General features: G+C 33.3%; 19 protein-coding genes. 9 read left to right on the top strand and 10 right to left on the bottom strand.

What is annotated here, in order from left to right:
- The first annotated feature begins 15 nt into the window (after nt 1–15).
- On the top strand, nt 16–498 hold the full coding sequence (locus BUB80_RS07405) for a GNAT family N-acetyltransferase (protein WP_073292305.1): 483 nt from the start codon (nt 16–18) through the stop codon (nt 496–498).
- Between the two features lie 5 nt (nt 499–503).
- Here the strand turns inward: BUB80_RS07405 and BUB80_RS07410 are convergent, their stop codons facing one another.
- The 3 genes from BUB80_RS07410 to katG all read right to left on the bottom strand — a co-directional run bounded on the left by BUB80_RS07410 (nt 504) and on the right by katG (nt 4985).
- Nucleotides 504–1145: a 4'-phosphopantetheinyl transferase family protein gene (locus BUB80_RS07410; RefSeq protein WP_139262600.1), complete on the bottom strand. Its 642-nt coding sequence runs from the start codon at nt 1143–1145 to the stop codon at nt 504–506.
- Between the two features lie 10 nt (nt 1146–1155).
- Nucleotides 1156–2466, bottom strand: coding sequence for a ribosome biogenesis GTPase Der (der, locus tag BUB80_RS07415; RefSeq protein ID WP_073292307.1), 1311 nt, complete (start codon nt 2464–2466; stop codon nt 1156–1158).
- Between the two features lie 245 nt (nt 2467–2711).
- Nucleotides 2712–4985 carry a catalase/peroxidase HPI gene (katG, locus tag BUB80_RS07420; protein WP_073292308.1) on the bottom strand — a complete coding sequence of 758 codons (2274 nt, stop codon included), beginning with the start codon at nt 4983–4985 and terminating at the stop codon, nt 2712–2714.
- Nucleotides 4986–5332: 347 nt separating this feature from the next.
- On the opposite strand from katG, the gene BUB80_RS07425 reads away from it, so the two are divergent.
- Complete coding sequence (locus BUB80_RS07425) at nt 5333–5794, top strand: heme-binding domain-containing protein (protein ID WP_073292309.1); 462 nt, start codon at nt 5333–5335, stop codon at nt 5792–5794.
- A gap of 10 nt (nt 5795–5804) precedes the next feature.
- The gene (locus BUB80_RS07430; RefSeq protein ID WP_073292310.1) at nt 5805–6218 is read left to right on the top strand and encodes a thiol-disulfide oxidoreductase DCC family protein; all 414 of its coding nucleotides are present in this window, start codon (nt 5805–5807) and stop codon (nt 6216–6218) included.
- A gap of 53 nt (nt 6219–6271) precedes the next feature.
- Here the strand turns inward: BUB80_RS07430 and BUB80_RS07435 are convergent, their stop codons facing one another.
- Entirely contained in the window at nt 6272–7993 is a 1722-nt protein-coding gene (locus BUB80_RS07435; protein ID WP_083547106.1) for a helix-turn-helix domain-containing protein, read from the bottom strand.
- Nucleotides 7994–8276: 283 nt separating this feature from the next.
- Between BUB80_RS07435 and BUB80_RS07440 the strand changes: the two genes are divergently transcribed.
- Nucleotides 8277–8516: a hypothetical protein gene (locus BUB80_RS07440; protein WP_139262602.1), complete on the top strand. Its 240-nt coding sequence runs from the start codon at nt 8277–8279 to the stop codon at nt 8514–8516.
- A 248-nt stretch (nt 8517–8764) separates the two neighbouring features.
- Here the strand turns inward: BUB80_RS07440 and BUB80_RS07445 are convergent, their stop codons facing one another.
- The 4 genes from BUB80_RS07445 to BUB80_RS07460 all read right to left on the bottom strand — a co-directional run bounded on the left by BUB80_RS07445 (nt 8765) and on the right by BUB80_RS07460 (nt 15035).
- Nucleotides 8765–10222 (bottom strand): TolC family protein, encoded by a 1458-nt coding sequence (locus tag BUB80_RS07445; RefSeq protein ID WP_073292312.1) that lies wholly within the window; start codon nt 10220–10222, stop codon nt 8765–8767.
- Nucleotides 10194–13385 (bottom strand): efflux RND transporter permease subunit, encoded by a 3192-nt coding sequence (locus tag BUB80_RS07450; protein WP_073292313.1) that lies wholly within the window; start codon nt 13383–13385, stop codon nt 10194–10196. Before BUB80_RS07450 ends, BUB80_RS07445 begins: the two co-directional genes overlap by 29 nt.
- A 24-nt stretch (nt 13386–13409) precedes the next feature.
- Nucleotides 13410–14492 (bottom strand): efflux RND transporter periplasmic adaptor subunit, encoded by a 1083-nt coding sequence (locus BUB80_RS07455; RefSeq protein WP_073292314.1) that lies wholly within the window; start codon nt 14490–14492, stop codon nt 13410–13412.
- 153 nt (nt 14493–14645) lie between these two features.
- The gene (locus tag BUB80_RS07460) at nt 14646–15035 is read right to left on the bottom strand and encodes a hypothetical protein (RefSeq protein ID WP_073292315.1); all 390 of its coding nucleotides are present in this window, start codon (nt 15033–15035) and stop codon (nt 14646–14648) included.
- 716 nt (nt 15036–15751) lie between these two features.
- Here BUB80_RS07460 and BUB80_RS07465 point away from each other — a divergent pair.
- Entirely contained in the window at nt 15752–16153 is a 402-nt protein-coding gene (locus tag BUB80_RS07465) for a hypothetical protein (RefSeq protein ID WP_073292316.1), read from the top strand.
- 28 nt (nt 16154–16181) lie between these two features.
- A complete protein-coding gene (locus BUB80_RS07470; RefSeq protein WP_073292317.1) occupies nt 16182–16622 on the top strand; it encodes an META domain-containing protein in 441 nt (146 codons plus the stop codon).
- 171 nt (nt 16623–16793) lie between these two features.
- Here the strand turns inward: BUB80_RS07470 and BUB80_RS07475 are convergent, their stop codons facing one another.
- Complete coding sequence (locus BUB80_RS07475) at nt 16794–18077, bottom strand: hypothetical protein (protein ID WP_139262604.1); 1284 nt, start codon at nt 18075–18077, stop codon at nt 16794–16796.
- Between the two features lie 715 nt (nt 18078–18792).
- Between BUB80_RS07475 and BUB80_RS07480 the strand changes: the two genes are divergently transcribed.
- The 3 genes from BUB80_RS07480 (at nt 18793) to BUB80_RS07490 (ending at nt 21904) form a co-directional block, all read left to right on the top strand.
- The gene (locus BUB80_RS07480; RefSeq protein ID WP_073292319.1) at nt 18793–20211 is read left to right on the top strand and encodes a tetratricopeptide repeat protein; all 1419 of its coding nucleotides are present in this window, start codon (nt 18793–18795) and stop codon (nt 20209–20211) included.
- Nucleotides 20212–21092: 881 nt separating this feature from the next.
- On the top strand, nt 21093–21533 hold the full coding sequence (locus tag BUB80_RS07485; RefSeq protein ID WP_073292320.1) for a transposase: 441 nt from the start codon (nt 21093–21095) through the stop codon (nt 21531–21533).
- A gap of 11 nt (nt 21534–21544) precedes the next feature.
- A complete protein-coding gene (locus BUB80_RS07490; RefSeq protein WP_073292321.1) occupies nt 21545–21904 on the top strand; it encodes a transposase in 360 nt (119 codons plus the stop codon).
- Nucleotides 21905–22141: 237 nt separating this feature from the next.
- On the opposite strand, the gene BUB80_RS07495 is transcribed toward BUB80_RS07490, so the two are convergent.
- Nucleotides 22142–23176 (bottom strand): NAD(P)/FAD-dependent oxidoreductase, encoded by a 1035-nt coding sequence (locus BUB80_RS07495; RefSeq protein WP_073292322.1) that lies wholly within the window; start codon nt 23174–23176, stop codon nt 22142–22144.
- Nucleotides 23177–23213: the final 37 nt, after the last annotated feature.

The raw sequence follows: 23213 nt of genomic DNA on the forward strand, positions 1-23213 counted from the left end.
TCTAAAAAACGAGACATGGATTATATAATTAAAAAAATAAAAATCGCAGAAAATATAGCCATCGCAGATGAACTGGTGGGTGAACTTCATATTTCCGAAAAAAGCATGAATGATAAAACGGCTGATTGGAATTTGATTAGAGAAAACTACCTTCGTTTTATGTCTGAATGCGAAGAAGAAAATGATGGCACCTTTCTTATTGCTGAAATTGAAGGGAAAGCCATCGGATTTATATTTGGATACATCGACGAAAAAGATGACAGCAATTTTGAACTTGGTGATGCCGATGATTTGTATGTTTCAGAAGGATATGTAAAACAGGAATTCAGAAAACATGGAATTTATTCGGCTCTTAACAAAGCTTTTGAAGAGACTTATAAAGACTATAATATCCGAAAAATTTATCGCTATACTTTATGCAATAATGACACGATGCAAAAGTGGCTTGGAAACCAAGGTTACCAACCTGTAAGATTAGTGTATGAAAAATGGTTATAAAAAAATCAGAAAATAATTTCTTCTGTATGTAAATCGGTAATCCTGAAATCAGAAGCAATAAAATTTATATAATCAGGAGATAAAAACAGAGGCTTTGTAAAGTAAGTATCATCCTCAATGATTACTTTTTCTTGATGAGCATCAATCTCTCCCAATTCTTTTGAAATACCAAAACCTGAAGCCTTTAACGAGGCTTCTTTTTTTATCCATATTTCATAGAAAGCAGCTTGAGGATTTTGATGAGACTTTATAAATCTCCTTTCTTCAAGATGTAAAAAATTATTGTAAATTTCAATATTCAAAGGCTGAATAAACTCCGTATCAATTCCACATTTTCCTTTTAGGGAAAGACATGATACCACTAGGTTTTTACTGTGAGAGCTACTGAAATCAAATTCAGATCCTTTAATGTAAGGTTTTGAAAAATCATCTTTTTGATATAAATCCCAAAAAAAACTCTGATAAGGACTACTTTTCCTTATCAGAGTTTCTAATAATAATTTTGAAATTTTCCTAGCCAGTCTATCGTTCGGATCTTGATATCTTTCTACAGACTGCTTAATGGAAACAGGAAGTTCATCAAATAATTCGTCTACTCTTTCAGAATTATTCTTATTTAGGAAACTATACGCTACCCAAACTTCCATCTTTATTTCTTTATTTTTGTCTGAAATAAACCTCAATTGGAACTCCGGTAAATCCGAATTCTTTTCTCAGTTGATTTTCAGCAAATCTCTTATATGGTTCTTTTACATACTGTGGTAAGTTACAGAAGAATACAAATTGTGGAGACGGCGTTGGAAGCTGTACACAATATTTGATTTTAATGAATTTACCTTTATTTGCTGGTGGCGGAGTACGCTCAAAAATAGGAAGCATGATTTCATTTAATTTTGAAGTCTTGATCTTCTTCTTACGATCTTCATATACCAACATTGCCATTTCCACCGCTTTCAGAATTCTCTGCTTCGTTAATGCTGAAACAAAAAGAATTGGAATATCGCTGAACTGACCAATTTTATTTTTAATTGATTCCTCAAAATCACGCACTGTATTGGTGTGCTTATCTTCAACAAGATCCCACTTGTTAACCACAATTACAATCCCTTTTCTGTTTTTCTGTGCTAAACCGAAGATGTTCATATCCTGAGATTCCCACCCTAAAGTAGCATCCACCATGATAATAACAACATCTGAATATTCAATAGAACGGATAGATCTCATTACAGAATAGAATTCCAAGTCTTCATTTACTTTAGACTTTCTTCTCATTCCTGCCGTATCTACCAATACAAACTCGTGTCCGAATTTATTATATAGCGTCTGAATACTGTCTCTTGTAGTTCCTGCAACATCAGTTACGATATTTCTATCTGCATCCAATAAAGCATTTGTTAATGTAGATTTCCCTACGTTTGGACGACCTGCAATTGTAATTTTAGGCAACCCTTCAAATGGATCTTTATAATCTGTAGTTGGGAAGTCTCTAACGATATCATCTAAAACTTCTCCTGTTCCAGAACCTGTAGCAGAAGATAAAGTATAGTATTTTTCAATTCCTAATTGATAGAATTCTGTAGCATCAATTTCTTCTTTAGCAGAATCTACTTTGTTGATAACAATGTAAACCGGCTTGTTTGATCTTCTTAAAAGTTCGTGAATTTCGTAATCCGTATCTGTAAGACCTTCCTCTACATTCATCATAAAAATGATAGATGTAGCTTCATCAATAGCTAACTGAACCTGCTTTGAAATTTCCTCCTGGAAAACATCATCATTGTTCACATCATAACCTCCTGTATCAATAACAGTGAAATCTACACCATTCCAGTCTGATTTCCCGTAATGACGGTCTCTTGTAACCCCAGCAGTAGAATCTACAATAGCTTCTCTCCTTTCCAGTAAACGGTTAAATAACGTGGATTTTCCTACATTGGGACGCCCAACGATAGCAACAATATTTGACATAAAAATGTTTAATAAATAATTATTAATGAGTTACTCCAACTTTTGGAGCTCAATTTTTTGCAAAGATAGGCTTTTATTATTTAAGCAGTAATAATCTCTCAGATTATGAATTTGATATTTTGAATAGCTTGTTTTTGTAAATCTAACTGCTTACTATTTTTAAGAAATAAGCAATCAATTTAAATGAAGTTTAAGAAAAAAGACAGCCAAAGCGGCTGTCTTCAAAAATTAGATGAATATAAAAATTAGATTAAATCAAATCTATCTAAGTTCATTACTTTAGTCCAAGCTGCTACAAAATCTTTTACAAATTTTCCTTGTGCATCAGAACTTGCATACACTTCTGCCAATGCTCTCAATTCAGAATTTGAACCGAACACCAAATCTGCCCTTGAAGCCGTCCATTTTGGTTGCCCCGTTGATCGATCTGTTCCCATATACAATTCATTATCTTCCGAAATGCCTTTCCATTGGGTTTTCATATCCAAAAGATTAACAAAGAAATCATTGGTTAAGACACCGGGACGTTGTGTGAATATTCCATTTTTGGAACTATCGAAATTTGTATCCAAAGCACGCATTCCACCAATCAAAACCGTTAGTTCAGGAGGAGTAAGCGTCAATAATTGCGCTTTATCAATCAATAAAGATTCAGTTGAAACCGAATATTTTTTCTTCAAGTAATTTCTGAAACCGTCTGCTGCAGGTTCCAAATACTGCATAGATTCAACATCTGTTTGCGCTTGCAAAGCATCCATACGGCCTGGAGCAAAAGGAACGTTAATATTTTGTCCGGCATCTCTTGCTGCTTTTTCAACCGCTGCACTTCCTGCCAAAACAATTAAATCTGCTAATGAAATTTTCTTATTTCCGCCTTGAGCATTATTAAATTCTGTTTGAATATTTTCTAATACGCTCAAAACCTTTTGCAACTGAGCCGGATTATTTACAGCCCAATCTTTTTGTGGAGCCAAACGAACTCTCGCTCCATTAGCACCACCACGTTTATCGCTTCCTCTGAAAGTTGAGGCTGAAGCCCAAGCTGTAGAAACCAATTCAGAAATGCTTAATCCTGAATTTAAAATTTTACTTTTCAATGACTCAACATCAGAATCATCAACCAATTCGTGGTTCACTTCAGGAATCGGGTCTTGCCAGATTAATTCTTCTGCCGGAACATCAGGACCTAAATAACGGGCCTTTGGTCCCATATCTCTATGCGTTAATTTAAACCAAGCACGAGAAAAGGCATCTGCAAAAGCGTCTGGATTCTCAAAAAAGTTTCTTGATATTTTTTCATATACAGGATCAAATCTTAGTGAAAGATCTGTTGTAAGCATTGTTGCTCTGTGCTTTTTATTGGGATCAAATGCATCAGGAATAATTTTTTCGCCGTTTTTCGCTACCCATTGGTGAGCGCCTGCAGGACTTTTAGTTAATTCCCATTCGTTTTCAAATAGATTTTTAAAGAAAAGATTACTCCATTCTGTTGGTTTTTCAGTCCATGTCACTTCCAATCCGCTCGAAATAGCATCTGGTCCTTTTCCTGATTTATAAGAACTACTCCATCCAAATCCCTGTGCTTCAATACCTGCTGCTTCTGGTTCTTTTCCAACATGATCTGCCGGACCAGCACCGTGAGTCTTTCCAAACGTATGTCCACCTGCGATTAATGCTACAGTTTCTTCATCATTCATTGCCATTCTTCCAAACGTATCACGGATATCTTTTGCTGCTGCAATAGGATCTGGATTTCCGTCTGGTCCTTCTGGGTTTACATAAATAAGTCCCATTTGTACTGCTGCCAAAGGTTTTTCAAGGTTTCTGGAGTGATTAACCTCAGAATCATCTTCCGCCGGAAGAACACCATGACCTTCAACACCCGGAGAACCGTGAGCATAACGAAGATCCCCGCCTAGCCAAGTTTTTTCTGTTCCCCAGTATACATCCTGATCCGGCTCCCAGACATCTTCACGACCTCCTGCAAACCCGAATGTTTTGAAGCCCATAGATTCAAGAGCAATATTTCCTGTAAGAATTAAAAGATCTGCCCACGATATTTTCTTACCATATTTTTGTTTGATTGGCCAAAGTAATCTTCTTGCTTTATCCAAACTCACATTATCCGGCCAGCTATTTAAGGGTGCAAAACGCTGTTGACCAGCTCCTGCTCCACCTCTTCCGTCACCTACACGATATGTTCCGGCACTGTGCCAAGCCATACGGATAAATAAAGGTCCATAATGTCCAAAATCTGCAGGCCACCAATCTTGCGAATCTGTCATTAACGCATGAAGATCTTTTTTCACACTTTCAAGATCAAGACTTTGAAAAGCTTCAGCATAATCAAAATCTTCTTCCATAGGATTCGACAAAGACGAATACTGTCTTAAAATATCAACTCTTAACTGATCCGGCCACCAGTCTTTATTATGAGTTCCACCTCCTGCAACATTTTCTTTTTTCATTGTTCCATTATGAAATGGGCACTTGCTGATGTCATTTAAATCGTTTTCCATTATCGCTTAATTTTTTATGTTGGATTTTAACTTTTTACTAATTTGTTTTGTTTAACAACTCTGCAAACTTACAACGCTTGACCAATAAATACAATCTATCGAAAATATTTTTACAATAGTTAAAAACTATAACATATCATAAACTATTGATTTCTAATTGCCAGTATAACAAAAAATACAATAATGCAATTAAGTTAATAAAATTTGGTATTACCTTAGATAAAAACTAATAAGATGGAGGCGTATTTAGAATAATTCAATTTAGCCTCGTCATTTAAATATTTTCTACATTTTTTATACTTAAAAATTTAATACCTTTATCTGTTTAGAAACCCAAATCACAGTGTATGAAAAAAGCAATTGTTGTTATTCTTGTCGCATTTATTCTCATTCAGTTTTTCCCGATTGATAAAACGAATCCTCCACCAACTCCCGGTATGGACTTTTTAAGAATAAAAAAAACATCACCAGAAATCGCAAAAATAATCACTACTTCCTGTTACGACTGCCATTCCAATGAATCAAAGTATCCTTGGTATGCAGATATTGCTCCCTCTTCATGGTTGTTGAAAAATCATATCACAGAAGGCAGAAAACATTTTAATTTTTCTACCTTTGCTATGTACGAGCCTAAAAGACAGGTCCATAAGCTGGAAGAATGTATTAAGATGGTAGAAAAAGAGGAAATGCCTCTAGATTCTTATTTTCTGGGACATCAAGATGCTAAATTAACCACCGAACAAAGGCAGGAATTAGTTAATTACTTTAAAAAAGTAAAAGAGGAAACTGAAAGATCAATGGTATTTTAAAAACAACAACATGCAGGAAGATTGGCAACATAAACATATTGTATTTTTTGACGGAGAATGTGGTGTCTGTAATTTTTGGGTTCAATGGATCCTGGAAAGAGATAAGAAAGACCAGTTTATGTTTGCGTCATTACAATCAGATTTTGGCCAAAAATTTTTATCAGAAAGAGGGCTTGAAACAAAAGTATTCAACACTTTATATCTTTGGAAACCCAATCAATATTACATGATCAAGTCAAGAGCTGTATTGCAAATTGCAGGTATATTAGGCGGAATTTATACCCTTTCTGGTATTGGAAAAATTTTTCCAATATCTTTTAGTGATATCTTTTACGATATGGTTTCCAGAAACAGAATGAAACTGGCCAATCAGAAATGTTATTTGCCAACGCCTCATCAAAGAGGTAAGTTTATTGAGGTCTGAAATTTCATTCATAATAAAAAAGCTCAATTCCGAAGAATTAAGCTTAAAAATATCTACACAGGATTCAAACCTGTAAAATTATTCTTACTATCCAGTTCCTGTTTTCTTTTTCGGATAAAATCTGTGGGGCGGATTCCGTTGAGTTCATAGAAAAGATCCGAGAAGTTCTGTCTTGAAGCAATACCACATTCTTTGGCTAACGTTTCGATGCCATATTTAAGGTATTCTTTATTTTCAAATAATAAATTGGTGATATAATTAATTCTCAATTCGCTCAGGTATTTATTGAAATTCATTCCTTTACAATCATTGATGACCTGAGAAAGATAATTGGAATTGGTTCCCATTTGGTTTGCCAATTTATTAATCGTTAATCCTTTTTGAGTAAAGTCTTTTTTATCTTCAAATGATTTTAATTTTTTAAGAAGCTCTTCAATTTTCCCTTCATCTAATCCTATTCTTTTATCTTCAATTATTGGAAGTGGCTTTTCTGATACACTATGATGAGTTGAGAATTTCTCTTCTAACAAAATATATTTCTGCTGAATATCTTTCTCTCTTCTATATCTTATGATCAATAAAATTGCCAATGCTATCGCAAGAATTACTAATCCAATAATGATAAAACTTCCCCAGGAATTCGTTTTTTCCAATTTCTTTTTTTCATCTAATAAGGTTTTAGTATCATATTCTTTATGAATTTTTGAAGATAGATACATAAAGTCTTTTGAAATAATACTATCTGCTTTTAGCAACTGGCCTGTAAAATAAAGCTGCTGCTCTTTATCTCCTTCTTTCTTATAATGATTGATTAGCAACTCATAATTTTCTCTTAATTCAGGAAGAATGAATTGATTTTTTTGAAAGATAGAATCTACTTTTTTGAAGTATAAAATGGATTCCGAATTATTTTTCAGCCCAAGATAGCTTTTACCCATATAAAAATAATCTACAGACAGCCACGCAAAATCATCACTGTTTTTAACAGGAATTAAAGATTGGGTAAAACTTTCTATAGCAGCGCTGTATTCATTTTTCTTATAATTTGAAATTCCTTTAGATAAAAGAAAATATCCTTTTTCCTGAGCATAGTCTTTATTATTTCCAACTTCTGATAATCCGATTTCTACTGCGGAATCTGCTTCTTTGTTTTTACCTAAATGTCGATAACAGATAATTAACTGTCGTAAACTATTCAAATACCCTTTCTTATTATTGAAAATTTCGTTAGGATGCAGATTTGATTTTGCTTGAGAACTGTAATGATCAATGCATTGTTTAAATAATTCTGCAGCTTCCAGATAATAGCCAAGATAACTTTTTACAACACCAATGTAATATAGATTCTGAAATTTTAAAAATTCATTTTTGGTATCTTTTGAATATTCATATGCCAACAAATATTCATTCAGCGCCTGCTGGTATTTTTTATAATGATAATAATATACAACCCCTTTTTCAAGGTAAGCAATACTAATTAAATCTTTATTTTCAGATAATTTTGCAGCTCCAATTGCACTGTCAGAATACATCAATTTCTTATCCTTGGATGTAGTATAAAAAACAGCGTCTTTGTAACCCTGAACTAGCTTCTCATAGTTCTTTTCTTTTTTTGCTTTGTTGATATAAGGTTGAATAAATGAAAATGCCTTCTCATTATTTTCTTCGAAATTCTCATATTTTTCTCTCAATTTATAATAGTCACTATATCCTTTCTGAGAAAGGAAAAGTTGAAAAATTACTAGAGGAAATATAAATAGTAGTTTTTTAATCACTTTAAGTTGTTAATCGCTATATAATTTACATCCAAAAATACAGAAAATCCATCAAATTTTATCATTCGCTGATGAATTAATCTCAATAATCATCAAGTCTTAAATCAAACAATTAAATAATTGATTATCAATAAAATAAATATGTCCTAATTCATAAATAAGGACGTCTTAATTTCCGAATAGTGACAACAAGTGCTTTTTTATATCGATTTATGAGGATAATTTCGAACCCAGAATTCTAATCGAAAACCTGGCCGGGATAACCTTTTAAAATTAAAATTTTATGAAAAAGCTTATCTCAATAAAAACATTTTCATTATTAGCGATAACCATTTTATCTATGAATTTAATATCCTGCAGGCAAGACGATGAGAATGATATTATAATAGAAAAAAACACGATTATAAATAAAGAAGTAACCAGTAGGCCCCAAAAAGAGACTACTTCAGATGGCATAAAACCCGATCTTCAAGAAGCAGACCCTCCGGTAAAAAATGGGACCCACTGGAGAACCAAAAACTAAAAACCGAATTATCATCTTCATCTTAGACAATGCAAGCCAAATATCCTTTTTAAATTTTTTAAGATGATAAAAACTAGTAACCATGAAAACATCTAATTTAGTTGCTTTATTATGCAAATGAATGTAAGGGTTCAGTTTTACCGAACCCTTTTTACTTCACCTTTACCAAATCAACGTCTATAATAATCGAAAAGAGACTGTCTATTGCAGGCAGCCTCTTTTCTTTTTAAAACATTAAGGATTTATAATTACTTCCAGCCTCCGCCTAAGCTCTTATAAATATCAACAACTGTACTCAGCTGTTTTTGTTTTGCTTCAACCAATTCCATTTTGGCATCTAAAGCATCTCTTTGATTCAAAAGAACCTCCAGATAATCTGCTCTTGAATTTCGGAATAATTGATTCGCAATATCGATAGACTCATCCAAAGCCTTTGTTTCCTGAGACTTTAGCTGATAGTACTGATCTATGTTCTTCACTTTCGACATTAAATTAGCCACATCCAAATACGCATTCAGAATCGTTTTATCATACTCATATAAAGCCTGAATCTGTTTAGCATCCGCCGCCTGAAAATTAGCTTTAATCGCACTTTTATTAATAAGCGGTCCTGCCAATTCACCCACTAAACTTGAGGCAATTGATTCCGGCAACTTAACTAAATATGAAGGTTTAAAAGCTTCCAATCCTAATGTTGCAGAAATTTCCAATGAAGGATAAAACTCTTTTCGAGCTGCTTCTACATCTAGTTTTGATGATTTTAATTCAAATTCAGCCTGTTTAATATCTGGACGGTTCGCCAATAATTGTGACGGAATTCCTGTATAAACAGTCTGCGGAATGGTGGACATAAAGCTTTCTTTCGTTCTTACAATCGTTTGAGGATATCTTCCTAAAAGCGCATTAATCTGATTTTCTTTTTCAGTAATACTTTGACGAATTGTATATTCCGAAGCTTTTGACTTTGCTAACTCAGCCTGAAACTTTTTCACAGCCAATTCCGTAGCTGCTGCTGCCTCTTTCTGAATTTTAGAAATCTCCAACGCTTTTTGCTGAAGCTTGATGTATTGCTGAATAATATCCAACTGATTATCCAGCGCCAATAAGTCATAATAGTTATTGGCCACTTCCTCAATAAGATTAGAAAGAACAAAGTTTTTTCCTTCAACCGTAGAAAGATAATGAGCTACTGCCGATTCTTTCTCCGTTCTCAGCTTTTTCCAGATATCAATTTCCCAATTGGCCGTTAAACCTCCTTCAAAATTACCCAATGGATCTGGGATTGATTTCCCTGGTTCAATCTCTGTTGTGGCATCACCAGCTCCTTCACTGGTATAACGTCCGGCTTTACGAACTCCGGCTCCTATCCCAGCAGAAACCATTGGCGTTAATCTTCCTTTTTTAGCCAAAACACCGCTTTTAGCAATCTCAATTTCCTGAAGTGTGATCAGTAATTCCTGATTGTTTTTTAAAGCTGTTTCAATTAAACTCACCAGATTAGGATCAGTAAAAAACTGTCTCCAAGGCGTTGTTCCACTATTGTTATTAGCATCTTGCTGCTCTTCCTGCTGGAAGTTCTGAGGTATATTTGTTTTAACCTCATCTTTTATAACGGTTGCCATTGGTGCTTTACAACTTGCTACAACAAGCGATAGAGCGATGGCTGTAATAATACTTTTAGTCTTCAAATTTTCCATCGTGTTCATAAGGTTCTGTTTGTTCTGTTAAAGGATTTTCTTCTTCATATTTTGCCAGTTTAGACTTCTCTGCAATTGTTCCGAAGATGTAATACAATCCAGGAATAATCATCAATCCGAAAATAGTTCCGATTAACATCCCTCCTGCTGCCGCAGTACCAATTGTTCTGTTTCCAACAGCTCCCGGACCTGTTGCCATCACCAACGGAATCAAACCTGCAATAAATGCAAATGAAGTCATCAAGATAGGACGGAAACGGATCGTAGCCCCTTCAATAGCTGCTTGCACGATCGGAATACCTTCCTCGGCTTTCTTCTGTACAGCAAATTCAACAATCAATACAGCATTCTTACCCAGAAGCCCGATTAGCATGACCATTGCCACCTGTGCATAAATGTTGTTTTCTAATCCTAATAATTTTAAACATAAGAAAGCTCCGAAAATACCTGTCGGTAATGATAAAATTACCGGTAGTGGAAGAATGAAACTTTCATACTGTGCAGAAAGAATCAAATACACGAATCCTAAACACACCAAGAAAATAAACACCGCTTCATTTCCTCTGCTTACCTCATCTTTTGAGATACCAGCCCAGTCGATCCCGAAACCTCTCGGAAGTGTTTTATCAGCAACCTCCTGAATAGCTGCAATTGCCTGTCCTGAACTGTAGCCCGGTGCAGGAGTACCACTCACCTCAGAAGAGTTATACATATTATGTCTTGTAATTTCAGATAAACCGTACACTTTTTCCAATTTCATAAAATCAGAATAAGGAACCATTTGGTCTTTATCATTTTTCACATATAATTTCAGTAAATCTGTCGGCAACGCACGATATTGCGGCCCAGCCTGAACGATTACTTTATAAGGTCTGTCGAAACGGATGAAACTGGTTTCGTAGTTAGATCCAATCAACGTAGACATATTGTCCATTGCATTTTCAATGGTAACCCCTTTTTGTTCTGCCAGATCATTATCAATCTTCATCATATACTGTGGGAAACTTGCAGAATAGAAAGTAAATGCAGAACCCAATTCAGGACGCTTTTTAAGCTCCCTTACAAAGTCATTACTTACCTTTTCCATTTTCTGATAATCTCCACTTCCTGCCTTGTCTAACAGACGAAGTTCGAAACCACCTGCCGCACCATATCCCGGAATGGATGGCGGTTGGAAGAATTCAATATTGGCTCCCGGAATATTTTTAGCTTTTTCTTCTAGCTTTTCTATAATTTCCGCAGCAGATTCTTTACGATCTTCCCAGCTTTTAAGGTTGATCAAACATGTACCCGAGTTTGAACCTGTACCTTCCGTTAAAATCTCGTAACCTGCCAATGAAGATACAGACTGCACCCCATCAACACTCTCAGATTCTCTTAATAATTCTTTTGCAATCTGGTTTGTTCTTTCTAGTGTAGAACCAGGAGGCGTCTGAATAATAGCATAGATCATCCCTTGGTCTTCACTTGGAATAAATCCTGAAGGAAGTGAATTCGTAAGGAAAAAAGTACCTACACAAAAGGCCAATAATAGGGGTAATGTAAATGCTTTTTTAGTAACTGTTTTATTCAGTAACTTCTCATATTTTCCAGCTCCTTTTGTAAATAAGTTATTGAATTTATCAAGGAAAATAGTAATTGGAGTTTTCTTTCTCGCTTTTCCGTGGTTATTCTTTAAAATTAAAGCACATAAAGCCGGTGTCAACGTTAATGCTACCACCCCTGAAAGGATAATTGCAGAAGCCATCGTAATAGAGAACTGACGGTAAAATACCCCAACAGGACCAGACATAAATGCAATAGGAATAAACACGGATGCCATTACCAAAGTGATCGCGATAATTGCTCCACTGATCTCATGCATTGCCTCTTCTGTTGCTTTCAATGGAGAAAGGTTTTTCTCCTCCATCTTGGCATGGACGGCCTCAATAACCACAATCGCATCATCGACGACGACCCCAATTGCCATTACCAAAGCAAAGAGTGAAATCATATTCAGTGTAATTCCAAATGCAGACATTACTGCAAATGTTCCTACCAATGAAACAGGAACTGCCAGAGCAGGAATTAACGTAGAACGCCAGTCTCCTAAGAATAAGAAAACCACAATAGCTACCAAGATAAATGCTTCAAATAGCGTATGCACTACCTTTTCGATAGAAGCATCCAGGAATCTGGAAACATCATAACTGATATCATAATGCATTCCTTTCGGGAAGTTATTTTTTTGAAGATCAGTCATCAATGCTTTCACATTTTTGATAACATCACTTGCATTGGAACCGTAAGACTGCTTAACCGTAATTGCCGCAGAAGGCTTTCCGTTTAATGTAGAATAGATATCATACATGGAAGAACCGAATTCTATATCTGCAACATCTTTTAACCTTACAAACTCACCTCCCGGTTTTGCTTTAAGGATAATATTTCCATAATCTTTTTCACTACTGAAACGCCCTGAATATTTTAAGATATACTCAAATGATTGAGAACGCTTTCCAGAACTCTCTCCAGTTTTACCGGGAGACGCTTCCAAACTCTGCTGATTCAACGCTTCCATTACCTCATCTGCCGAGATATTATAAGCAGTTAATCTATCTGGTTTTAGCCAAACACGCATTGCATATTCACGAGTTCCCAAGATATCGGCAAATCCTACTCCACCTACCCTTCTCAATTCAGACATTACATTAATATCTGCATAATTGAACAGGAATTTCTGGTCTGCTTTAGGATCATCACTATACAAGTTAATATACATCAACATATTGGGTTCTTCACGGGTAATTTTCACCCCTTCACGAACAACCAATGGTGGTAATTTATTAACAACCGAAGATACACGATTCTGAACGTTAACGGCTGCAACGTTTGGATCTGTACCCAAATCAAATACAACCTGAATAGCAGCTTCCCCGTCGTTTCCGGCATTTGAAGTCATATACTTCATCCCCGGAATACCGTTTAATCCTCTTTCTAAAGGAATAACTACGGATTTGATCAACAATTCATTGTTGGCTCCCGGATATTCTGCCGTAATATTTACTTTAGGCGGCGAAATGGAAGGGAATTGGGTTATAGGTAGCTTTACCAAAGACAAAACCCCCATAAATACGATAATCAATGAGATTACGATAGACAGAACAGGTCTGCGAATGAATTTTTTAAACATACTTCTTCATTATTAGATATAATCCTACTCTGCTTTTAATTTCAATGTTTGAAGAACTTTCTTCGGATCCTGGAATGTCACCTTAACTTTCTGATCGTCTTTTACTTTCTGAACTCCTTCAATAAGAATTTTATCTTCTCCTGAAATTCCGGAAGCAATAACATACAGATCAGGTAGTTCATAGGCTACTTTGATATTTCTGGATTTCACCACACCATTTTTGTCTACTACAAAAACATATTTCTGATCCTGAATTTCGTAAGTTGCCTTTTGCGGAATAATTAAAGCATTTTGAAGAGGTAAAGTCATTCGGATTTTTCCTGTCTGCCCGTTTCTCAACAGTTTATTTGTATTGGGAAATTTTGCTCTGAAAGCAATATTCCCTGTTTCATTATCAAATTCACCTTCTATGGTTTGGATTTCGCCTTTTTGAGGAAAAGCTTCTCCATTCGCCATAATTAATGTTACCTGATTACTTCCTCTATCATTCACATGTGTCTGATAATTCAGATATTCAGGTTCTGATACATTGAAATACGTGTAAATTTCATTGTTATCAGAAAGTGATGTTAACAAAGCTCCTTCATCAATCAAGCTTCCTAATTTCAATGGAATCCTGTTGATGATTCCTGAGAACGGAGCTTTAATGTTTGTAAATGACAAGTGCGTCTGAGCCAATTTCATTTCAGCGTTGGCAGCATCGAGTTTTGCTTTTGCCATTGCTTTTTCGTTTTTAGAAACAATGTTGTTGTTGGCTAATGTACTTGCATTTTTTAACTCAATGGAAGCCTGCTCTACCTCAGCTTGAGCTTTCAACAATTCTGCCTGATATAATTTAGGCATAATTTGGAATAATGTCTGACCTTGATGAACAAACTGACCTTCGTCTACAAAAATCTTCTCAAGAAAACCTTTTTCCTGTGCACGAACTTCAATGTTTTTTACAGATTGTATCTGCGCTACAAATTCTTTATTAATCACCGTATCCATTTTCATAGGGTTGGTCACCGGATAAATTGTAGCTTCTTCTTTTTCTTCTTTTTTGCTGTTACAGCTTGCGAACAACAAAAGACTGCCAAGCGCGAGGCTCGAGACAACTCTTTTCATCATAATACTAGAGTTTATATAAATCGTTAATGTTTTAAATAGAAATAAAGAGGTGGTAATGAGTAGTTATATTGTGCAACTTACCAACAAACACAATGCAGAATATTTCCCACCCAGAATGAAGAGCAGAAAATAAATCGATAAAAAGGAGTATTATATTCTAATAGAACGTATTAGAATGTATTTTTTTACGGATAATGGATCAGATAGGAAACTATCTAATGTGTGCTTAAGACGTTCACGAAACTGTAAACCGAAAATAAGTAATAACCCAAAAACGCTTGCAAAAACCACAAAAGCCTGTACAGTGTCGGACAATTGAAAATCATTCTCATCAAATTCTAAAGAATAATTTCCTACATCATCCATCTTTTGCTGAACAGAAAGTTTTTCGTAGGTCTGATTTAAACGATTAGCTCTTTTAGGCATATGATGAGAAACCGGACCCGAATAATCGTTTCGTAAAGTGTTGACCTGAATTTTGCTGCCTACAATAAAAAGCAGAAATAACCCTGTCAAAAAGTATACTATGCAGTTTCTCATTTTGAAGTGGCAAAGGTACACTTAGATTTAGATATAAACATAACGGATTAACAAAATTTAACTCTACTTTACATAACATGAAAACCGATGAATAGGATTCTTTAATAAAAACGCACATTTTCACTTCAAATTAAAATTTACAATACTTAAATATATTTATCATTTATAAAATAATTCCAATCAATTATTACGAATAAAACACATTTAAGAATCATTTAATTTTAATATCTCATCTATCACATGAAAGACTAAAAACTTTAGATTAACTTCTTTTGTATGATTTCAGTTTATCCCAAAGAGGTACTCTTTTTAACATACATTACACTAAACTATCAATTTCTGAAAATATTTTAGAGCCTATTTACATGTCCATTGAGAAAACCGGGAAGGTTTCACTTAGTGAAAAAGTGATGTATAAAAAATTAATGATTTAGCAAATCTCAAAGATCTATAATTCTTGCCATTGCTTTACTGGTACGAGAAAGACGATAATATCATTTTTTATGACACATCAAATTACTGCTTCATAAAAAATTAAGAATGAACAATAACTCCTTTTTCTGCATGAAATAAATCTCTAGTTAATCTGCCTTAAAAAACCATAAAATGAAAATTATTATTTAATTTATACAAAATTAACACATTAGAATTAAAAATATACGTAAATTTATACAACATTAGCACCAGACAAATGAAACACATAATCACCTATCACTATGAAAAAATTATTAGAAATCCTTATTATAGGCATTTTTGCCTATTCATTAACAGCGTGTAGACACTCTTCAAAAGACCCTGAAATAATCTCCAATAATGCTGCACCTGTAGAAACTAAAACTGATGATATTATTAAAAATGTTTTTACAGATAATTATGGCGAACAAATGGAAGTTGCTCTGAATAATTCTAAAAATACCATCACTATACATTTGGACGGTAAAACATATGAATTAAAAAAAAACGAAGATCTTCCTGACTACACAGCATCCAACGCAGAATATCTATATTCCAATATCAGAGGGAATATTACTTTTCTGAAAAGAAATGTAGACATGGTACTGTTTCATCACAAAAAAGATGACAAACAACCTGGCCCTACAAAGATGGCATCTTATTAAAAATCTTCACTCCTAAAAAACGATAACCATGAAATTTTTATACACTCATATCACCAGCTTATTGTTTGTCATCTTGATGGCATCATGTATGAGCAAACCTACTACACCTCCTTCCTCACCTAATGATATCACTGGAAAAACATGGAAACTCACAGAACTCAACGGAAGACCCATCACTCTTAAAAACCCAAAAAGTAATCCTCATTTTTCATTACATATGAAAGATATGAGATACGAAGGAAACGGCAGCTGCAATGGTATCGGAGGTACTTTTGAGATTAAACCTGAAATAATGCGCATTAAATTCAACCAAGGAATGTCTACCATGATCGCCTGCGAAGATTTGGAAACCGAACAATTATTTCTAAAGGCTTTATTAACAGCTGATAATTATACTGTAAACGGTAATACCTTAAGCCTTAACAAGGCTAAAATGGCTCCTTTAGCCAAATTTGTATGGCAGAAATAAATTCTTTTTCATAAAACACATCATCATAAAGGAGTCACTTTACATTTCGTAAAGTGACTCTCATTTTTTTTCAACCACATCTTAACCCACTACATTTTCTTTTGTGTTTTAATCATTCTAATTGAGGGATCAATTATTTTTCATCAAAAATCTATGTTATATCTTAAATATTTAATTAATTGCTGTTGCAACAATGGAATTCTCAGACCAACCCCCTCCAACTGTACTAATAGAGGCACCTGCAACCGTTCTACTTACTTCAGTATTTCCTACAATATATCTATATGTTCTATTTGCTGAAGTTGTATTATTAACTTGTATTGCACCTGTTACTACATTAAATTTTTGACCTGAAGTATATGGTCCAGCTACTTGAAAACTCATCAATGTAGGTCTAATAACATCACTCGATGACGTTCCAACTTGTCCGATGGTAGTTAAGTTTTCATGCGAAAAAGTACTTCTTACAAACAACCAATCGTCAGCTGCTAAAGTTCCGTTTTGAGGTCTTACCAACATAGTAATTGTCACCATCCATTTTCCGGGAGGTAAAGTAATAGAAGAACCTGTATATCTAAAATCATTAATTTTAGCAAACGGAACATCATATCCTCCCCCTAAATTTCCCATTGTAGTTTGTGTTCTAGGAGATTGCCATTCAGCAGTACCATTAGTATCTGTAGCAACTAACACAGATCCTGTAGAAACAGATCCTGCAGTTGCATTTTCAAATCTTCTTGTTCCGATAGTATGAAAGTTAGTTTGCGGATTACCAGTTCCAATCCCGACTCTTCCATTCTTATTCAAAGTCATCAATGCATCTCCTGTAGCTTGAGCTCCCGCAAAAAACTGTATAACATTTTGTGCTGCTCCAAAACCATAAAAATCATCTCCTGCAGTACTATTCCATATTGCTAATTTTTTCCCAGTAGATGTCCCCAAATCCAATTTATTATTAGGAGCAGTTGTACCTATTCCAACTCTATCATTTACCGCATCCACAGATAATGTTGCTCCGTCTACTGAGAAATGATTTGTTCCCGTAGTAGCACTACTCGTAAATGCCAACGTATTGGTATTTTGGGTCACTATACGATTTCCATCAAGGCTACCATTAGCATTATAAATATTGGTATCAGTATCTAATTTAACCCAAACGGATCCATTAAAATAATAATATCCTACAGCTGTTATATTAACTGCAGTTCCCACGGCGGTTCCTGTGGCAATACTATTTACATAAATCATTGTGGAAGTCGTCAGTCCAGTCATGGACTGTGCCTTTTGTCTGTCTACTCTCGGGATTATTAATCCTTCCGGAGTCGCAGAAGTACCTGTAGCTGTTTTGGCAACAATATCAAAGGTAGCTCTTGGTGTTGATGTATTAAACCCAACTTGCGCTTGAATAATACCAGCCATAGTAATGGCAAATAGTAAAGTAATCTTGTTTTTCATTTGTCCTAGCATTTAGTGTTTACTCCTGTGACATTAATAATCTTATTGAAAGTGTAGACCAACAGTATTTTATGTTTAGGAGTTTGTTTAAAGATTTCTTCGTTATTCTAATCTCAGAAGATCTTTAGTTTTTATGTTAAATTTGTATTTTATACAATTGAATAGATTTTGGGAAAATATCAACAGAATAACAATTATAAGTTAAATTAATACTTCTACTAAATCATGTTGCAAATGTAGAACCATAAAGTGAAAAAATGAATACTGCAATTCTACTCAAATACAATTGATAATTGATTATCAATTAATTACAAACACACTTGAAGTAATCATGAAGTGATTAAAAATCAGATAAAAAAGACTCAAATAGTAGAGTTATTATTTAGAATAAATCAATTAAAAGAAATGCATAATAGTAAATAATGTGACAACATAAAAAACTAAGTATTGCGGATACAATATCTATTCTTTAAAAAATTCATACTCATTAATAATTTCAAAATTCAGATTTTATCCCTTTAACACTTACACTTAGAGAAGATTTTTGTTTTAGGTATTTCGCATTCATACCTATTTTAAATTAAAAAATAGTCGTAAAAACAAGTCAAAAACAGATTAGTTTATATTAAGAACAAATAAATAATAATAATTTACATCTATAAACTATACAATCATATACTATAAAAACTACTTTTGTATTGCAAAACCACAAATCATGTTTTTAAAAAAATACCAAAAAAAAACATTATATGTTCTTATTCTATTATTTATAGTTAACTATGAAGCGCAAGTACATTCTATAAAAGAGCTCGACAGCCTTACAGAAAAATATAGAATGGAAGGCAACATCAAGAAAAGTATAGAACTAAATCTCAACGCATTAAAACAGTATGAAAGACAAGGTAATAAAGATGGTATAGCAGCTTCTTATATTAATATGAGTGGTCTATTTTGGAATCTACATAAGTATAAAGAGAGTTTAAAATATCTGGAAAATGCAGAAGAGCAGTTAAGAAAAATAACCAATCTAACACTGTGTGCAAAAATGTATGGAGAATATGCCAGAAATTATGCTTCTTTAGGACTTCTGGACCAATCTAACAGCAGCCTAACCACTTCCATTCATTTTGCAAAACAAATTACTGAGAAAAAAGAAAGAGAAAAGCTTCTGTATTTCTTTTATACTTGGAAGCTAGCCAATTTTGAAGAACTTGGTGAGAAAGATTCTATTCAATACGTTCTAAAAAAACGAATGGAGCTGACCATCCAACCGCTTACCTATGTTTATATTGCTGAAAATTTTATAAAAAATAAAAAAACAGATTCAGCGGAATATTATCTGAATAAGGCCACTAAAATCTCGGGAGATTTTAGCCATTATCAGAAATCTATGACCTTACTAACTTTCGGTAAGCTCTATACAGAAAAAAAGGATCCTGAAAAAGCACTAGATTACTATCTACAATCGTTATCTATTTTACAGCAGATATCAAGAAAAAACGATATTAAGAATGTCTATAAAATTATTTCAGATACATATGGCTCTCTTAATAATCCTGATAAAAAGAATGAATATCTGGAAAAATATTCTGCTATTTCAGACAGCATCAAAGAAGCTGAAAGACAGGCTTTAAGAATACCTGTAGATAAAATAATCAACGAAGAAAAAGAAAGAGAAAAAAATGAGAGAACTAAATATTTGCTATTAATATCAGTATTAATCGTGGCCTCTATTATTATCGTTATCATCGTTACAAGAAGATATATAAAGAAACAGAAACAGGCTGAAGAAATAATTATTGAGAGCCTGCATGAAACAGATGAACTAAAAAGTAAACTCAACGAAGCATTTGAAGAATTATCTAAGTTGGCGATGACGAATGACCCATTCTTTCTTACACGATTCAAAGAAATATATCCAGATTTTTATGAAACTTTGATAACAAAATACCCAAATCTTTCGGCCAATGATATTAAATTTTCTGCTTTTTTAAAACTTAACCTTTCTACTAAAACTATTGCACAATATAAAAACATATCAATCCGTACCATAGAGTCTAGAAAATACAGACTAAGAAAAAAATTAGATCTTCCTTCAGATGTAGATCTTAATAAATGGATGATGGAACTTTAATTTTTCCAAATAAAACTTATTCTAAAACCCTTTACATGAAATATTGTAAAGGGTTTTTGTATTATAACATTAATAAGTCCACAAAACAATTATTAACAACTACATCAAACATACTACACAACAATACACATATAGCTAAAAATCAAGCAATTAAAACACAAGAGTACATTTGCAGTAATAGATTTCTCCACAATTCACAATACATTTGTATCACATTCTAGAGTTAGTATTTAAAAACACAAATTTGTTCCCTAATAAGGATTTAAATAGTGAGTGTAGCCCCAACAAAACACTCACTATTTTTTACACTAAAAATTGATGCAGAGTAACATAATAAAGTTATTTGGTTATTTAAATTTTCACGTTCTTAATAATTTACATATTAATTAAAGTGAAATGAAAGTTGGAAAGCAAATATGTATTATAAAAATTCATCCCATTTTATATGAGTATTTGCTTCCGCTTTTTCAAACTGAAAAAGTTTTGTTTATAGTAAGGGTTTAGTAGTGGATGCACTGAAAAGTAAGTTCACTACTTTTTATTACTTCTGATTGGCAGGTTTAATTACAGCTAGCTCTAATCCTTCCAAAATTGTATAATCTGTTCTGTATTTTCCAGAAATAAGCTTTCAATGAAAATTTGCAAAAACCGACAGAAAATCTAAAATAAAATGATTAGAAAATTTCAAAAATTGATTCACAAAATAAAAATAATTTATAAAAACCGAAAAATACAAAATCATATAGATGATGAGGTTCAATAAAACTATACTATTCAACCCTTTATAAATTCATCTATTTTCTAAACACCAATTCATTCTAGAGTTTAATAAAGAATATTATATTCTTCCGTTTTCAAAAGAATGATACAAAACATAAGCAATGCAAAATCTAAAAGACATCCATATAGGATCACTTATCAAAAAAAGAGTTACGGAATGTGATATCAACATGTCCAGAATCTGTAACTTTTTAAACTGTGACGAAGATCTCATTAATGAAATGTACCTAAGCGATTCATTGAATTCTTATCATTTATTAAAATGGAGCAAGCTCCTAGAATATGATTTTTTCAGACTCTATTCTCAGCATTTGATTCTGTATTCACCACAGGCATCAATCCAATCTAATCAATCTAAAATAGAAAAAACCAGTTTGCCTCAGTTTAGAAAAAGCATCTATACTAAAGAAATTGTTGATTTTGTTATCGAAATGATTGATACAAAAAAGAAAACAAAAACACAGATTATTAAAGATTATAAAATACCTAAAACAACCCTTTATAAGTGGATTGCAAAATATAAAAGACCAGATAATAATTAAAATACAGCCTTATGATACTTCAGTTGAAAAATCAAGAATTAACAGCTCCAGATTATAAAAGAATTTTCAATGATATGATCCAAATGAAATATCCTGAAAAAAGAGAAGTGTGTAAAAATATACTCAATAAGAAAGAATTATCTAGTTTAGACATTCTCCATCTTAATGAAAAAATATTTGGAACGGAGGATAAAGAAACCCAGTTGTTTAACCAATCTCACCGTTCTTATGATAAGGAAACCATCATTGAAATCTTAAAACATCAAAAGAAAAACAAACTGAATAATTCTGAGCTGGCGCGAGATCTAAAAATGAGCAGGAATACCATAACCAAATGGAAAAAAGTATTTGCTCTTTACCCTAGCCTTTAAAATAGTTTACTATAGCTTTTGTATAGCTCAATAAAAAGATACACAACGCTTACCAATATTATAATTGTGATTTTTGTTGGCAGGGGAGCTTTTTTTTCATGTATTTACGTAGTCTACTTTTTCCCCTGCCTTTTTTTAAGGTGTATCAATTAAATAGTATGCAATCTTTAATTACTATATAAGTTCTATGAACAAATACTTTAAAAAGATAAAAAATTTACAAACATCATTACTTTCTTACATAAATCTTTTCAAATCTATTTCTTCATCCAAAGGAATATCATTTTCTATAAACTCAAATAAACTTCTTGAAAAGTAACATCCGTTCAAAATTCCGCGCGCTCCAAGGCCATTAAAAACGTATAAGTTTTTATTTTGATGGTGTCGCCCGATAATAGGTCTTCTATCCTTTACAGTGGGCCTAAATCCAAAATTCACTTCAGCAACTTCAAAGTCATATGGATAAACTTCCGACAGACCTTTTACCAACTGCTCAACTGCAGAATCATCAATATGATGATGTAGCTGCTCTCTGTCGTAGGTTCCACCGTAGAAAAATAATCCGTTATGGGTTGGAAATAAAAAATGTTTCTTTTTGATTGTAATGTTCTCCGGAATAGGCTTTGAAAGTCTTACTTTAATATGATGTCCTTTATTAGGAATAACAGCAATATCAGAGAAAAACGGATTATCCTTCACTCCCATCCCTTCGCAAAAAAGGATATTCTTATAACTGATATTTTTATAAATACTTTCAATGGTATTCAATTGACTATAATCAAATTTCTCTTTTATTAAATGAGAATGATGAGCGAAATAAGTAAATAGATCCGCAAAAAAGTTATTCACATCAAGCCTCGCAGACTGATTCACTTTTCCAGTATTGAAAGGGTTATTTACAATTTCCAAATGCTTAAAATCATCATTTAAAAAATATTGTAAGTCTTCATTTTTCGATTTTTTAAGCCATAGGTTCTGTTCATTCTCATCATGAAAAACTCTATGAATGGGATCTTCTATTAAATAATTTTTCCCTGTATAGGATTCAATTTCTCCAAGAGCATTCTTAAGGAAGTCTATTTGTTCCTGAGCTTTCCAAAAAGTCGTAAACTTTTTAAGTACTACCGGATTTATAATTCCCGCAGAAACCTGTGAAGCACTCTTTTTCCCTTCCGAAAACAAAACAAAAGACTTCTTATTCTTAATCAATTGATGAGCAAAAAATAGCCCCGCATATCCATCTCCTACAATTATATAATCTACATTTTCCATAATAAAAAAACCTGAGTAAAAGTACTCAGGTTTTCTA

The sequence above is a fragment of the Chryseobacterium polytrichastri genome, from assembly GCF_900142445.1.
GTDB classification, from domain to species: domain Bacteria; phylum Bacteroidota; class Bacteroidia; order Flavobacteriales; family Weeksellaceae; genus Chryseobacterium; species Chryseobacterium polytrichastri.